Source organism: Clostridium polyendosporum (assembly GCF_018332455.1).
Classification (GTDB): domain Bacteria; phylum Bacillota; class Clostridia; order Clostridiales; family Clostridiaceae; genus Clostridium_AY; species Clostridium_AY polyendosporum.
In genome coordinates this window covers 61,340-76,787 of sequence record NZ_BOPZ01000015.1, presented here as the reverse complement: position 1 = coordinate 76,787, position 15,448 = coordinate 61,340, and the positions used below count along the sequence as shown (strand labels likewise).

The following is a 15,448-nucleotide window of genomic DNA, read 5'->3' as shown; positions in this document are numbered from 1 at the left end:
TGTTATGAGACAAGATGATATCTTTAACAATATTAAAGTTCCACAAGACTTAGATGTAATAGTAAAAAAGGCTATTAATGATGCTAATAAACAAAAGAAAAAGAATAATCTAAAGTATAAAAAAATAGCTAGTTTTCTTGCCATATTTATGATTGGAGCAATCTATTTATCAACTCCAGTCAAAGCTCAAATAACAACTTTATTTAATATAGTGGCAAATAAAGTAGGCAGTAATCAACAATCAAATAGTTCTAGAGAAGATTTTCTTAATAAAGGAGAGAAAACTGTACAAGCATTATTAGAAGATATTAAAAGATACGACATAAATGCATCTGATAAATCTACTCAAGTTTATTTAGATAATGAAAATACCCTAGAGTATACTCATAGATTTAAAGAGAAAAGTACAGGAAACTATAGTATAAAATATAGAGCTACTATAGAAAACAATAATAGTAAAGGACAAGAATTCCTTTATGTTATAGTAGAGAATATAAAATCTACAGATAATAAAGATAAAGACTTAGGACTTCTTAAAGATACTATTAAAGAACTAATGGGTTCTAATTATAATCTCAACAATTTATATAGTAGAATTGAAGAAAGTAAAAATAATGATGGGAAACAAATAATAACAAAAGAAAATAACCTATCAGAAGAAGTATGGTATAATAAATCTTTTAATGAGATTATATATAAGATTTATATATCACATGACTTAAAATAAAATCCTGCCAAAGCTTCCTATACACCTTTGTGATCATATTTTTAAAATAACAAAGGAAGCTAAAAAATCTTTAGCTCCCTTTGTTATTTTTTATATAAAAACTAACCTTTACGTTTCAAATATTCAGATGAAAATTTACTTGGGAAATAACATGCAAACTTCATCCAAACAAAGGCTTTTTTCCCATATCTAGTTGTGTCATATTTACAGCGTTTTAAATAGGTTTTTATCTTAGGTTCTTTAAGATAATTTATAACTTCATTTTTATTTTCTTCATTTATATATCCAAATAGTTGGTACATAATATGTTCTGGTGTAAATTCAGTTTTAATGATTTCTTCTAATTTAGAATCTAAGGAATTCTTCTTAATAAACTTACATACATCTTCCATAGCATTTACTACTGTGATGTTTTTCTTAATATCTGGACTATTTGTTAGGGAATCTACTCTTTGATAATAATATGATAGAGTATCTTCTATAAAGCTGACTTTTTTTGCTTTCATTAATGATTTAAATATAAAGTTTAAGTCCTCTGCACCATGACAATCTGCCAAGTACTTTAGGTTATTTTTTAAAATGAATTCCCTATTATATATAAGACTAGATGTCCATAGTCTTATTTCATTATTCTTATAAGCATAAAATACATCAATACCTTCTTTTATTTCTTTAAAACTTTCAAAAGTTTGCTGTCTATTAGGAATTATTGTGCCATCAGCCTTTACCCTTTTGTAGTCAAATAGTAATAAATCACTCTCCTGCTTATAAGCTGCTTCTCTAGTCTTTTCCACTAAGTTATTCCCCACAAAATCATCTGAATCTAAAAAGAGTATATATCTTCCTACTGCATTTTTAATACCTTCATTCCTTGCGACACTCTGTCCTAAATTCTTTTGGGAGATCATACTGTAGCTTAACGTCTTGTCCTTTAAATATTCCTTTGCCTTTTTATATGATTCATCAGAAGAACCATCATCTATTATTATTATTTCAAAATCTTTAATAGTTTGGTTATTTAATGACTCTAGACATTTTGTAATATGTCTTTCTGTATTATACATAGGAATAACTATACTTAGAAATATATTATCTTTCATTTGTTAACCTCATTCTTAGAATTGACTTTAATCCACTTAATCTTATTATAATCAAAAAATCTTAATATTTATTATTTAGCAAGTGTTAGAATATTAAATATATCTTCCTTACCTAGTTTTACAAAATTGCCTAAGGTACTAGTCTCTCCATTTGTACCTTTATAAGCCATCTCTTCTAGTCTATCATCTTCTATTCCTAATTCACTAAGCGTTGTTGGTAATCCAATTCTTCTAAAGAAGTTTTCTAATTTTGATATCCCTTCTAAAGCTGTTCTTTCAACATCCCAAAATGAATTATCTATATTCCATACTCTAACTGCAAATTGTGCAAATCTATTAACATCATTTTTATAAACATATTTCATCCATGCTGGGAACACTACTGCAAGCCCTGCTCCATGTGCAACATCGTATATGCCACTTAATTCATGCTCTATGCCATGTGATCCCCAATCACCTACTCTTCCAGTGTTAAGTAATCCATTATGAGCTACTGTACCTGCCCACATAACTTCGGCCCAAGCATCATAATTATCATGCTGATTTAATACAGTTGGCACATTATTAATTATAGTCTTCATTGTTGATTCTATAAGTCTATCTGTTAATTCTACATTTCGAGTATTTGTAAAATATCTTTCCATTAAATGAGCCATTATATCTGCTGCACCACAAGCCACTTGATACTTTGGTAGTGTAAACGCTAACTCTGGATTTAATATTGAAAACTTAGGATAAAGTGCAGGTGCTCCTACACCTCTTTTATACCAGCCATCTTCATTTGTTATAACAGAATTCTTACTTGATTCACTTCCTGCCGCTGGAATTGTTAGTATTACTCCTATTGGTAATGCTTTCTTAATTATATTTTTTCCTAAATAAAAATCCCATACATCACCTTCATAAGGAACTCCGCAAGCTATAGCTTTAGCAGAATCTATAACACTTCCTCCTCCAACAGCTAATATAAATCCTATATTATTTTCACGACATATCTTTATTCCTTCTTTTACTAGACTTAATCTTGGATTAGGTTTAACCCCTGAAAGTTCTACATATTCAATTCCTGATTTCTTTAAAGAGGATATAACTCTATCATAAAGACCTGTTGTTTTAATACTTCCTCCGCCATAATGTAGCAATACTTTTTTGCTATATCCCTCTATTTCTTTTCCAACCTGGTTTTCAGTTTCCTTACCAAAAATTATTTTAGTGGGATTTGCAAAAGTAAAATTATCCATAAATCATTCCTCCTTATATAATAGTGTTAAGATGTAATAATTATCGTAAATCTAATCTAAAGATAAGTGAATCTCTATCTGGATATTCATACGGAATTGGTAATGCTTCTTTTGGTATTTGTTTAAACCCTACTTTTTTATAGAAGCTATGAGACCTATTGGCTTTGCTTGGAGTATCTAAAATTATTATAGATAAGCTCTGATTTTTAGCAAAATCTAATATAACTTCTTTTCTATATCTATCATCATATACCTGTATCATACTTTTCTCCTCTAGTGGTATAAATAAGTTTATAATATACGAAAAGTATGCATTAAGTTTATTTATATCAAACTTAATATACTCCAACTTTTCTACTTCTGCGTTCCATTAGAACTACATCGTGCCACATTCCACTACCCATTTTAGCTACTTTTTCTCTTACACCGATTTCTCTAAAACCACATTTTTTATGTAGCGCTATACTTGCAGTATTTTCTCTTATAATTCCAGACTCCAAAGTCCAAAATCCATTTTCTTCCGATAGTGTAATTAAGTTTTGAAGGAGAGATTTTCCTATGCCTTGTCCTTTATGTTTTTCATCTATATAAATGCTAACCTCAGCTACTCCTACATAAACACATCTACTTGAAGTTGGACTCAATGCCGCCCAACCTAATACGCTATTATTTGAACGCGCAACTAATCTGCATAAATTAATATGAGCATTATTCCAATCTTTCCAAGTAGGTACTTCTGTTTGAAAAGTTGCTTTACCTGTTTTTATACCATCTAAATAAATATTTGCTACCTGTTCCCAATCAGATGATTTCATCTCTTCAATCTTATAATTCATTGTCTCCCTCCTATATAATTAAGTAAGGTTACATTATCTAAGGTTTATGTCATAATAAAATGCTAGTATTAATTACTTCATTTTCTATTTATATAGTAAATTATAATGGTAAATTAAAAAAGTTTGTAGTTATTATCAAAATTATCTAAATCAAAACAATGATGTGAATATAGATATACAACTTCTTAATTAAACTTATAATTCCTGATATACAAGTTCATATTGAATTAAGAATTTTAGAAAAAGTATTGCATGCTGAGACTATTTTCTAAAATTTGTTAAGGATTGAACTTGTATATCCTAGAAAAAGTATTGCATGTCGAATCTATTATGCTGCCATTTCACAAAGTGAAATCTGGCTCAAATTTAATAGGATCGATGCCTATTAAATTTTATTTAACAGGAATTGTTTAAAGATTGAAGTTATTTATCTTTACTTATAAACAAGCATAATATTGTTATATATTACAATTAAGCATAGAGGTAGATGAAGAATTAAATTCTCATCTACCTCACAAAATATTATCCTTATAACTTTAGTTATAATATAACATATTTTTTTATTGCTTCTGCTACCCCGTCTTCATCGTTTGTTAAGGTTACATCATTTGCATGTTTTTTTACATCCTCTGGAGCATTGCCCATTGCAATTCCTAAGCCTGCGTACTCTATCATATCTATATCATTATAATTATCACCCATAGCAATTATCTCAGACTTTTCTATATTAAATATCTTTTGTAAAGAGCTAATTGCAGATGTTTTTGAAGCTTCAATTGGCATAATTTCTAAATATGTTGTTTTTGATGGGTATATATTTAAGTTATTATATTTAATATTTTCCTTTAACATATCGATTTCATTAGGATTAGCCATAATCAAAATCTTATTTGGGCCTGTACCTTCTTTTCTCCATAATTCAATTAACTCCTTAAAATTCATAATAATTGGAGTAATATTTGTTATTTCGCTTTCTTGCTTAGCCCACTCATCCATTTCTTCTACATACCATTCATCATCTTTATATAAACTGATGTGAATATTAAAATCATGAACTAATTTATATATTTCTTCAAAACTTGAAACAGATATACTTTCTTTTGACAACATCTCACCATTCTTATCCAAAATTAAGGCTCCACTATAGCAAATAATTGGCTGCTCTATCTCAAGCTCTTTTTGTAAAAATGCTATGCCTTTAGGCATTCTTGCTGAAACCAATATTACAGGTATTTGTTTCTCATTTGCAACTATCTTAATAGTCTCCTTTACTTTTGGAGAAATTTTGTGATTAGAATTTAATAAAGTTCCATCAATATCTAAACATATCATTTTAAAATTATTCATATTTTCTCCCCCTTTATCATATCAAATTTCACAAAAACCTTTTCACCACTTTGCTTAAATAATAATCAACTCAATATCATATGATTCTATAATATCCACAAAAGTGGAAGGTGGCATTTTATCAGTAATAATAATATCTATTTGCTCCCAGCTAACTCCCTTATAATAACTTGAGCGTTTAAACTTTTCGTATTCAGCAAGTATAATTACTTTGGTAGATTTTTTAACAGATATCTGCTTAATAAAAGCGTCTTCTTCATCCACATAATAAAGTCCATCTTCATTTATTGATGCGGCTCCTAAAAATGCTGTATCAAATCTTATTCCATTAAGATAATCTATACAATCTAACTTATAAAAAAATCTATTTTTTTTATTAAGGCATCCTCCAATGGAATGAACAGATACATCTTCTTTTTCTGAAAGTATTTCTATATTATCCAATGAATGTGTAAATACTAGAACTCTTTTATCTATATATTCTGATAAGAGACGTACATTTGTAGAAACATCAAAGAAATAATGTTCATCTTCATTAATAAACTCCAAAGCTTTTTTTGCAATTCTACTTTTTTCTTCTGAGTAAGCCTCAATTCTTTCTCTATATGCTTTAATTTTATTTTTTAAAATTGGTAAACTGATTCCTCCATGAGTACGAATTACTGTGCCTTGTTCTATAAGTTTCAAAATATCACGACGAGCAGTATCTCTTGATACATTAAACATTTCACAAATAGTATGAATAGACATATTATTGTTTTCATTCAAATACTCTAATATTTTTAATAGCCTTTCTTCTTGATACATTAAATCACCTATTTCTTAATTTAGTATTCTTTACATAATGATTAAACTACGAGGATTAATTTTAATATTTCGAGAGTTTATAATGTCTACGAATGAGGTCTGTGATATTGGATCAACAATAATAATATTTACTTGGTCTAAATCTAAGCCTTTATAGTAAGTAGTATTTTCATATTTTTGATGTTCTGCAAGAATAATTACCTTCTTAGATTTTTTTACAACTTCTTGTTTAATAGACGCATCTTCTTGATTTTCATAATAAATTCCATCTTTCATTATAGCTCCAGCTCCTAAAAATGCTGCATCAAACTCTATTCCTTCAAAATACTTTTTATAATCTGTTCTATAAAAAAAACGATTTTTTTTATTAAACTTTCCACTCATTAAATTCACTAATACAGATTGTTTTTCAGAAAGTGTCTTAAGATTATCTAATGAATGAGTAAATACAGTAATTTTTTTATTTAAGTATTTTGCAAGAAGTTGAACATTAGTAGAAACATCAAAAAAATATGTTTTATTATTATGAACAAAAAGCATAGCTTTTTCAGCAATTTTCTTTTTCTCATTAATATTTAAATTTAATCGTTCTTTATATGAATACATTTTATGTTTATAAAAGTTTCTATCTATTCTCTCTTTAACCATATGACCACCTCTATATTAATTATAAGCACTTATAAGTAATAAATCAATACTTTTAAGTAATTTGTAAATATTTTTGTTTAAAATATTTATTTCGACTTAAAAAAACCTATATATGAATAAAATATCATACATAGGTTTTTAATCTTTCTCAAATCTTATTCCAAATATATCTACCTTTATATATAACTAAATCGAATAGTATTGTCATTAGTGAAAAAACTTTAATCAATTTCCCATCCTGCAGCAGATACTCCAGATTCAAGACTAATTCTACTTACTATTCTTTCCATACACATATCATTTTTACCCATACTTAAGATATTTGCTTTTACCCATACTTTGCCTGGAATTTCAGTATCATTACTTTCAAGGTTGCTCAATAGTATCTTCTCTTCTGTAACCATATGCATAAGTAATGATCTAATGTGAAACTCTTGTTGCTCTGAACATTTTATATTAATTTCATAAACTACTTCTTCATCAATAACATTGTTCTCTATATTATACATCTTTCTAGCTATTGGTCTTAATGCTGTATTGGATATTACAACAATCAAAGCACTAATGATTGCATATAAAATATATCCTGAACTTGTTAAAACTCCAACAGCAGCAGTACACCATAGCGTTGCCGCTGTATTTAAGCCTCTCACATTAAATCCTTCTCTTAGTATAACTCCTCCCCCTAAAAACCCAACTCCTGTTACTACTTGAGATGCAATACGAGTTCTATCACCTGTCGTTTCTAATGAAGAAAACATTACAAACAAACATGACCCAACACATACTAATACATTAGTTCTGACTCCTGCCATACGCTGTCTATATTGTCTTTCTAGTCCTACAGCCATCCCTAATATAAAAGCAGTAATAATCCTAATTAAAAAATCCTTCAATACCACTCATTTCACTCCTGTCCTTAATGTTAAAAGATTATTCCTTATAAATAAAGAATGCCCTTTTAACCTATTTTAATTCTAATACGTATTCCCCAATTCCACGAAAGAATCTTAAATAACAGGAAATATCATGAATAAATAGAAAAGTTCTACCAAAAACCTTTTCAATTATTTAATTAAGTATTATAATATTAATTAAACTCTAGCACATATAATTGTCTCCTATCTTAGATTCGAAGTTGTTTCTAACGACAGGATGGCATATATTGCCGGAGTTCTTTGTTTGTAAATTTTCTTTGTTAAAATTTACTAACAAAGCTATATAATTTTAAAATAAAATCTATCTTATTTTTATGCTATAATTTAAGAATAAAGTAAAAAAACAGTGAATTTTTTGCGAATTATTATTATTTAATACAAATTATATCTAAAGAATTTAAAGCGAGGTTTCAAACATGCCGATAAGTAATTTATATACAATCTTAGTAGTTGATGATAATCAAAATAATTTATTTACAGTAAAAGCTCTTATACAAGAATATATAAAGGCAAATGTTGTACTTGCAGATACTCCTACAAAAGCGTTGCAAGAACTTATAAAACATCCTATAGATTTAATTATTTTAGATGTGCATATGAAAAGAGATATGAATGGTTTTGATCTAGCAAAGATTATAAAGAGTAGAAAGAAAACTCAACATATACCTATTGTATTTTTAACTGGAGCCTATATAACTGAGGATTTTAAGAGAAGAGGTTTTGAAATAGGAGCGGTAGATTATCTTACAAAACCTATTGATGATTTTTTACTTATAAATAGAATAAATGTATATCTAAGGCTTATTGAAAAAGAAAGAACTATGAACTTACTTTTGCAAAAGCAAACCAATGAATTAAGAAGAGCTAAAGAAGCAGCTGAAGCAGCGAATGAGGCTAAAAATATGTTTCTTGCAAATATATCTCATGAGCTTAGAACACCTTTGAATATTCTGCTTGGATCAACACAAATAATAAAACATTATCTTAAAAATGATGAAGTTTTAGACAGAAAAAAAATAAAATCAAAAACCAAGATACAAACTCAAAATTGTTATAGGCTTATAAGATTAGTTAACAACCTAATAGATATTACAAAAATAGATTCAGGTAACTTTGCTCTTAATATATCAACCTGTAACATTATTGAGGTAGTTGAAGCTATTGTAACTTCTGTAGTAGAATATGCGGCATTAAAAAACATTGAGGTAATATTTGATACAGATGTTGAAGAAGTGATGCTTTCTTGTGATTTAGATGCTATTGAAAGAATTGTGCTGAATCTTCTATCTAATGCTATAAAGTTCACTCCTCAAGATGGAAGTATCTTTGTAAATATACATACATCAGATAACTTAATTGAAATTCGAGTGAAAGATACAGGTATTGGGATTTCTGAGGATAAACAGCAGGTGATCTTTGAAAGATTTAAACAAGTGGACAATCTCCTCACAAGAAGCAGTGAAGGCAGTGGTATTGGACTCAGCCTTGTGCAGTCTTTAGTGGAAATGCATGGCGGAACCGTTCAGGTTAAAAGTGAATATCTAAAAGGAAGTGAGTTCATCGTTGAACTTCCTATTAATGAAGCAAATGAGGAGCACAATACTAAAAATGGTTCCATGAATAATAGCAGCAGCGTAATTCAAAAAATCGACATAGAATTTTCTGATATTTACTTTTAATTTTAGAAGGAATTTATCATCAAATAGTAACGAGATACAAACGAAGATGAATTTATAACCACTGGTATTATTACTACCAAATTATACAAGGGGGTAAACCTAATGAAAAAATTTCTATCAATGGCACTTATTACTGTTATGATAATGTGTTTATTTACTGGATGTGTACAGAAAACAAACGACACCCAAAAGATTAAGATTGGCGTTTGTATGGCTGATTTTAATGATAAATTCTGGACTTATATGCTTAATGAAATGAAGAATTACTCCAAATCTTTAAATGATGTTGAGTTGGTATATGCTGACGCAAAACAAGATTCTAATGTACAGATATCACAGGTTGAAAACTTCATATCGCAAGGAGTAGATGCTATAATTGTTAATCCAGTTGATGCAACTCTAACAAAGATAATAACCGACAAAGCTAAGGCAACTAAAGTTCCAATCATCAGCTTTAATGAGCAGTTTGTAAACCAAAATGATGCAGCATGTTATGTAGGTTCAGACTCAAAACAGCTTGGTACATTGGAAATGGAATACCTTGCAAAGAAAATGAATTATAAAGGTAACGTTGCAATTATGATGGGAAAGATGGATGGGGAAGCACAGAGAACGAGAACTGAAGCTTACCATGAAGTAATAGCAAAATATCCTGATATGAAAATTGTTGCGATGCAAACAGCTGATTGGAATAGATCTAGAGCTATGGCTCTAATGCAAACCTGGCTTGAATCTGGTAAAGAGATTGATACTGTAGCTTGCAACAGCGATGAAATGGCAATAGGAGCATTAAAAGCTATAGAAGCAGCAGGAAAACTTGGCAAGATAGTTGTAGGTGGTATAGATGCTACTCCTGATGCTCTTGATTATTTAAAGAGTGGTAAATTAGCTGTTACAGTACTCCAAGATCAACCAGGTCTAGCTCAATCTGCTATAGAAACTGCAGTTAAAGTAGCTAATGGTGAAAATGTAGAAAAAACAATACTTTTGCAAAATGAATTAGTTACTCCAGAAGATGCAGACAAATATATAGATAAATGGAAAAATAAGAAATATTAACCCCAGTTAACTCCACAGTCAAGAAATATATTTGTATTACTTTAGATAATTCAATTCAAATCAAAGTCAAAGACTCAGGTGTGGAGATTTCTCAAAGCAAACAGCAGTAACGTAATTGTCAAAATGGATATAGAATTTTCTCATATCTACTTTCAAGGAGGATTTCATGAATATTTTTAAAAATTTTAGCATAAAGCAAAGATTTTTTATATTGTTTTTTGTTTGTGTTACAACATTTATCGGATTTGGTATCTTTGCTTTATTTAAACTTAACAACTTGGCACAAGTAACTCACAGCTTATATAATCAATCATCAAAGGTTTCCGCTGCTACAGTGAATGCAAAAGTAAATCTGGTTAAAATCGATAGTTCTATGAAGGATGTAATTTTATCATCAAATAGTGATGAGATTCAAAAAGAGATAAACAAAGTTGCCCAATATGAAAGCGATTTGCAAAAAAACCTAGATACTATACAACAAAATTCCGATGATTCTAATATTAAAAGAAATTTGCAAGACGCTAATAATCTTCTTTCGAAATGGTGGAAGCCACAAAGGGAGAAAATTATTAAAAATATGCTAGAAGGTAAAAAAGATGAAGCAATAGCTATTTCTAAAGGGATAAGTTCAGATTTTGTTGATCAATTTGAACTTGATCTTAATAATATATATTTAAGTTCTTCAGATAATGAAATCAATTTAATCGGAGAATCAAATTTACTTCAATATTCAGCGAGAACAACCTTAATTTTTACTTTAGTAATTTTATTAAGTATACTTTTAGTATTATTCATATTGATAATAACAAGCATTTTAAATCCTATTAACAATTTAAAAAATCATATGATTAAAATTACAAGTTCAGGCGAGTTAGAAGAGTATGAAATCACTCAAAAAGGCGAAATTACTGATATGGCCAAAAACTATAATATACTAATAAAAAAATTAAAAACTGAATTGTGGATAAATACTAACAGAAATTACTTAAGTAATGAGATGACTGGTAACATGTCTGTAAAAGAATTAACGCAAAATACAATAAATACTTTATCTAAATTATTAGATGCTGAAAATGGAGCTTTTTATACACTTGATCATAAGGAAAATAAGCTTATTTTAAACTCCACCTTTGCCCGTACAGAAGCACAGAGAGCATCTAATATATGCGAACTTGGCGATGGAATAAGCGGACAAGCAGCTTTAGAAAGAAGACCTATTCTTCTGAAAAATGTAAGAAGATCAGAAACTCCAAGTATAGATGTAATTCCACTTAATGTTTATGCTTTTCCATTAATTTATGAAGAGAAGCTCTATGGAGTTATTGAGGTATCTTCCTTTGAATTTTTCAATGACTTAAAACAACAATTTACAGAAGTGATATCCAGTGCCATTGCTATAAATCTTTTTTCTGCAATTCAAAATGAAAAGATTAAAGAGCTATTAGAGGTAAGTGAAGAAGCAACAAATAAGGCGCAGGAAATATCAAACCAATTAAAAAGTGCAAATGAAGTGTTAGAAGAACAGCAAAGGCAGCTTCAAGTTCAAACTGAAGAACTTCAACAAACTAACGCGCAGCTTGAAGAACAGCAGCAAATACTTGAGCAGCAAAGTGAAGAGATGCAGCAAACTAATTCTCAACTTGAGGAACACCAATTACAGTTGGAAGAACAAGCAAGATTATTGAGTGTTCAGAATGATGAATTAGAAACGTCTAAAAAAGAGATTTTGAAACGAGCAAAAGCTTATGAGATGGCTAATAAATATAAGTCTCAGTTTTTAGCAAATATTTCTCATGAGCTTAGAACTCCACTTAATTCTATTATATTATTGTCTAATCTTTTAATTAGAAATAGTAAAGATAACATTGCCAATAGTGTACAAGAAAAAATTAAAGTTATATATAACGCTGGAAATCATCTTCATCGATTAATAAATGATATTTTAGATTTATCAAAAATTGAGGCAGGAAAAATAGATCTAAACTATAGATATTTTAATTCAAGTGAGCTTATAGAAGAACTTGGAGAAATGTTTGATCAATTTGCAAAAGAAAAAAATATTCAGTTTATATTAGAAGACCAGTTTAAAGATACTCTCTATGGTGATAAAGAAAAAATTTCACAAGTGCTTAGAAACTTTTTAGCTAATGCATTTAAATTTACAGATCAGGGTTCTGTAGAACTTAAAATAAAAAAGAATAAAGAGTATGAAAATAACATCGTGTTCTCAGTAAAAGATACAGGTATTGGTATACCTAAGGATAAGTTAGATATAATTTTTGATGAGTTTCACCAAGCAGATGGTTCTATCTCAAGAAAATATGGAGGAACAGGCCTTGGATTGACTATAAGCAATAAGCTTTCTGAACTTATGAAAGGAAAAATCAAAGTAGAAAGTGAGCTTGGTATAGGAAGCACCTTCTCTTTATCTTTACCTTTGATGGTTTTAGTAGAACAAGATTTCTCTAATAAAGAAATAGCAGCTACTGCCAACAATGAACTGCAGAATATAGAAGCTGGACAGACTGAAGAGATAAAAAGTAAAAAACATAAAAACTTGCTAATAATTGAAGATGATAAAAACTTATCTGAATCTATAAAAGCTATCTCTGAGGGTATAGGTTTTTCTGTATTAACATCAAGCAATGGTGCAAAAGGACTTAAGCTTATAAATGAACATCAAATCGATGGAATCTTACTGGATTTAGGGTTGCCAGACATTAAGGGAATAGATTTATTAAAAGAAATTAAAACATCACTACAATTAAAGAACTTAAATATTCCTGTTATCATTTATACAGGTATGGAAATAAGCACAGAACAAGAGAAAGAGTTAAAATTATATGCAGACAGCATAATTATTAAAACTACAAACTCTGATGAAAGGCTGTTAGATGAACTGACTCTAGTACTTCATAAAGTTAAAAATAAAGTTAAAAATGAAGAAGATTATAAAAGTATTATGACTTCTAGAATTAGTAAGAATAGGGCACTAAATTTAGATGATAAAAAGATACTTATTGTAGATGATGATCCAAGAAACATATTTGTACTTGCTGCAGCCTTAGAAGACTGCGGTGCAGAAATTATAGAAGCTGAAAATGGAAAAGAGGCATTGGAAAAACTTAAAAATGAATTTGTAGACTTAATTTTGATGGACATAATGATGCCTGTTATGAATGGATATGAAGCAATTAAGGAAATAAGAAATACGGATAAAATAAAACATATACCAATTATAGCTACCACGGCAAAATCTCTAAAAGATGATAGAGAAAAATGCATGACCGCTGGTGCAAATGATTATATATCCAAGCCAATTGACTATGATATACTTATAACATTAATAAAAGCTTGGATAAATAAACCTTAATAAAAATGGAGGACAACTTTGGCTTTTAAAATTAATTACAACCATGAAGAAATTTATATAAATGTTATTGGAGAATTAGAAGATCCTAAGCAGGCAGTGGAATTAATAAATCTTTTAAGTATGTCAAAAAGTAAGCATATTAAAATAACTTTTTTAGGAGCCAATGTACTTCCTAAAAACATCGTAGAGAAGCTTTCTATTTTGCAACACGAAGAAAAATGTACAATTGTTGTTTTCAAGAGATACTTATTTTCTTATCTACAGTGTTTAGGTATAAAATGTAGATATGTAACAGAAAGCTCTACCTTAGGAAAACCAAAAGAGAGTCTACCTGCTGAAAAAAGAACCCTAACAAAGGAAGAAGTTTATAGTTTTTTAAAAGATTTAAACACTATCTATGGCTATGATTATACAGAATATCAAATAGATAGCATCATAAGAAGAATAAATATAACTATGCTCAAAGAAAGCATCTATGACTTTAACTTATTTAGGGAACAGGTTTTAAATAATGAAGAAATCTTTCATAACCTGTTTCTGGACTTCTCTATAAATACCACAGAATTTTTTAGAGATCCTGACGTATTTGCTTTAATTAAAAATAAAATATTACCATACTTGAATTCTTATAATCATATTAAAATTTGGTGTGCAGGTTGTTCTAACGGAAAAGAACCCTATTCATTAGCTATAATGTTAAAAGAAGCTGGTATGCTTGATAAAACTCAAATTTATGCTACAGATATTAATCCTTATGTTATAGAAGAAGCTAAAAGTGGAATGTATTCTATGAACACCTTAAACAAAGATATTAGTAATTATAGAAATGCACAAGGAGAAAATAATTTTATTCAGTACTTTGATATAAATAGAAGTTATATAAAAGTTAAAGAAGAACTGACAAAAAACATATTGTTCTTCCAGCATAGCCTACTGAGTAGTGGAACATTAAACGAATTTAATCTCATACTTTGTAGAAATGTATTTATCTATTTTAATGATAGTTTACAGGAAAGTGTTCTAAGAAGCTTTTATAATTCTTTAGATAATAATGGATTTTTGGTACTTGGAAAAAGTGAAGGTCTTGTAAAAAATAATGGGGAACAATATTTTTCTAGGTATGATGAAAAAAACAAGATTTATAAGAAAAAATAACTAAGCATAAAGCAAATGGGCTGAATCACTCCCCCATTTGCTTTATGTTTTATTTATACTAATATTATACTGGCATTAGCTTATCGCTGTGATTCGTTCTCTAGTAAGTTCAGAATATTTCTTTAAGAATATTATTCTTTTTACTATAAATGTTTATTGGATAATTCTTATTTTAGCCACTCTTTTTATAATAAAATGTTGATTTTTTTAAAAATTTGTTTTCATTTGCGATAATATTATTTAAGATAATAGTTTATATTATTAAGACTACTCTACCCTACCTTAAAAAATTATAAACCAACTTAATTCACTAACAGAGCTTTTATTTATAGTGATAGCTCCTATATTAGTACTCCATCAACTACATCAGCAACAATTACCAAAATTGCAGAAAAAAATCTTTAAAATTATTTATTTAGGTATTATAATATTAATTAAACTCTAGCATATATGACTGTCTACTATTTTGAATCTGTGATTGTTTCTAATGACAGAGTGTCACATATTGCCAGGGTTCTTTATTTGCGAATTTTACTAT

General features: G+C 28.7%; 13 protein-coding genes. 5 read left to right on the top strand and 8 right to left on the bottom strand.

Annotated features, from left to right (window positions below):
* Positions 1-4: 4 nt before the first annotated feature.
* Positions 5-727 (top strand): hypothetical protein, encoded by a 723-nt coding sequence (locus tag CPJCM30710_RS09820; RefSeq protein WP_212904002.1) that lies wholly within the window; start codon positions 5-7, stop codon positions 725-727.
* Positions 728-828: 101 nt separating this feature from the next.
* Here CPJCM30710_RS09820 and CPJCM30710_RS09815 read toward each other — a convergent pair whose 3' ends face one another.
* The 8 genes from CPJCM30710_RS09815 to CPJCM30710_RS09780 all read right to left on the bottom strand — a co-directional run bounded on the left by CPJCM30710_RS09815 (position 829) and on the right by CPJCM30710_RS09780 (position 7,608).
* Positions 829-1,827: a glycosyltransferase family A protein gene (locus CPJCM30710_RS09815; protein ID WP_212904001.1), complete on the bottom strand. Its 999-nt coding sequence runs from the start codon at positions 1,825-1,827 to the stop codon at positions 829-831.
* Positions 1,828-1,898: 71 nt separating this feature from the next.
* The gene (locus CPJCM30710_RS09810; RefSeq protein ID WP_212904000.1) at positions 1,899-3,068 is read right to left on the bottom strand and encodes an iron-containing alcohol dehydrogenase; all 1,170 of its coding nucleotides are present in this window, start codon (positions 3,066-3,068) and stop codon (positions 1,899-1,901) included.
* Positions 3,069-3,108: 40 nt separating this feature from the next.
* Positions 3,109-3,330: a GNAT family N-acetyltransferase gene (locus tag CPJCM30710_RS09805; protein ID WP_212903999.1), complete on the bottom strand. Its 222-nt coding sequence runs from the start codon at positions 3,328-3,330 to the stop codon at positions 3,109-3,111.
* A 73-nt stretch (positions 3,331-3,403) separates the two neighbouring features.
* Entirely contained in the window at positions 3,404-3,904 is a 501-nt protein-coding gene (locus CPJCM30710_RS09800; RefSeq protein WP_212903998.1) for a GNAT family N-acetyltransferase, read from the bottom strand.
* A 540-nt stretch (positions 3,905-4,444) separates the two neighbouring features.
* Entirely contained in the window at positions 4,445-5,251 is an 807-nt protein-coding gene (locus CPJCM30710_RS09795; protein WP_212903997.1) for a Cof-type HAD-IIB family hydrolase, read from the bottom strand.
* Between the two features lie 54 nt (positions 5,252-5,305).
* Positions 5,306-6,058, bottom strand: a complete 753-nt coding sequence (locus CPJCM30710_RS09790; RefSeq protein WP_212903996.1) for a DeoR/GlpR family DNA-binding transcription regulator — start codon at positions 6,056-6,058, stop codon at positions 5,306-5,308.
* Between the two features lie 30 nt (positions 6,059-6,088).
* Positions 6,089-6,706: a DeoR/GlpR family DNA-binding transcription regulator gene (locus CPJCM30710_RS09785; protein ID WP_212903995.1), complete on the bottom strand. Its 618-nt coding sequence runs from the start codon at positions 6,704-6,706 to the stop codon at positions 6,089-6,091.
* Between the two features lie 221 nt (positions 6,707-6,927).
* Complete coding sequence (locus tag CPJCM30710_RS09780) at positions 6,928-7,608, bottom strand: MgtC/SapB family protein (RefSeq protein WP_212903994.1); 681 nt, start codon at positions 7,606-7,608, stop codon at positions 6,928-6,930.
* A gap of 452 nt (positions 7,609-8,060) precedes the next feature.
* Here CPJCM30710_RS09780 and CPJCM30710_RS09775 point away from each other — a divergent pair, with 452 nt between their 5' ends.
* From CPJCM30710_RS09775 to CPJCM30710_RS09760, 4 genes are all read left to right on the top strand, one after another.
* Positions 8,061-9,323: a hybrid sensor histidine kinase/response regulator gene (locus CPJCM30710_RS09775; protein ID WP_212903993.1), complete on the top strand. Its 1,263-nt coding sequence runs from the start codon at positions 8,061-8,063 to the stop codon at positions 9,321-9,323.
* A gap of 102 nt (positions 9,324-9,425) precedes the next feature.
* Positions 9,426-10,382 carry a sugar ABC transporter substrate-binding protein gene (locus CPJCM30710_RS09770; protein WP_212903992.1) on the top strand — a complete coding sequence of 319 codons (957 nt, stop codon included), beginning with the start codon at positions 9,426-9,428 and terminating at the stop codon, positions 10,380-10,382.
* 166 nt (positions 10,383-10,548) lie between these two features.
* Positions 10,549-13,755: a response regulator gene (locus tag CPJCM30710_RS09765; RefSeq protein WP_212903991.1), complete on the top strand. Its 3,207-nt coding sequence runs from the start codon at positions 10,549-10,551 to the stop codon at positions 13,753-13,755.
* A gap of 18 nt (positions 13,756-13,773) precedes the next feature.
* Positions 13,774-14,910: a CheR family methyltransferase gene (locus tag CPJCM30710_RS09760; protein WP_246503511.1), complete on the top strand. Its 1,137-nt coding sequence runs from the start codon at positions 13,774-13,776 to the stop codon at positions 14,908-14,910.
* Positions 14,911-15,448: the final 538 nt, after the last annotated feature.

Bases quoted from the DNA above. Each gene is read 5' to 3' on its own strand.
- CPJCM30710_RS09795 (WP_212903997.1), bottom strand. From the start codon at position 5,251: ATGAATAATTTTAAAATGATATGTTTAGATATTGATGGAACTTTATTA.
- CPJCM30710_RS09805 (WP_212903999.1), bottom strand. From the start codon at position 3,330: ATGATACAGGTATATGATGATAGATATAGAAAAGAAGTTATATTAGAT.
- CPJCM30710_RS09810 (WP_212904000.1), bottom strand. From the start codon at position 3,068: ATGGATAATTTTACTTTTGCAAATCCCACTAAAATAATTTTTGGTAAG.
- CPJCM30710_RS09790 (WP_212903996.1), bottom strand. From the start codon at position 6,058: ATGTATCAAGAAGAAAGGCTATTAAAAATATTAGAGTATTTGAATGAA.
- CPJCM30710_RS09815 (WP_212904001.1), bottom strand. From the start codon at position 1,827: ATGAAAGATAATATATTTCTAAGTATAGTTATTCCTATGTATAATACA.
- CPJCM30710_RS09785 (WP_212903995.1), bottom strand. From the start codon at position 6,706: ATGGTTAAAGAGAGAATAGATAGAAACTTTTATAAACATAAAATGTAT.
- CPJCM30710_RS09765 (WP_212903991.1), top strand. From the start codon at position 10,549: ATGAATATTTTTAAAAATTTTAGCATAAAGCAAAGATTTTTTATATTG.
- CPJCM30710_RS09775 (WP_212903993.1), top strand. From the start codon at position 8,061: ATGCCGATAAGTAATTTATATACAATCTTAGTAGTTGATGATAATCAA.
- CPJCM30710_RS09820 (WP_212904002.1), top strand. From the start codon at position 5: ATGAGACAAGATGATATCTTTAACAATATTAAAGTTCCACAAGACTTA.
- CPJCM30710_RS09800 (WP_212903998.1), bottom strand. From the start codon at position 3,904: ATGAATTATAAGATTGAAGAGATGAAATCATCTGATTGGGAACAGGTA.
- CPJCM30710_RS09770 (WP_212903992.1), top strand. From the start codon at position 9,426: ATGAAAAAATTTCTATCAATGGCACTTATTACTGTTATGATAATGTGT.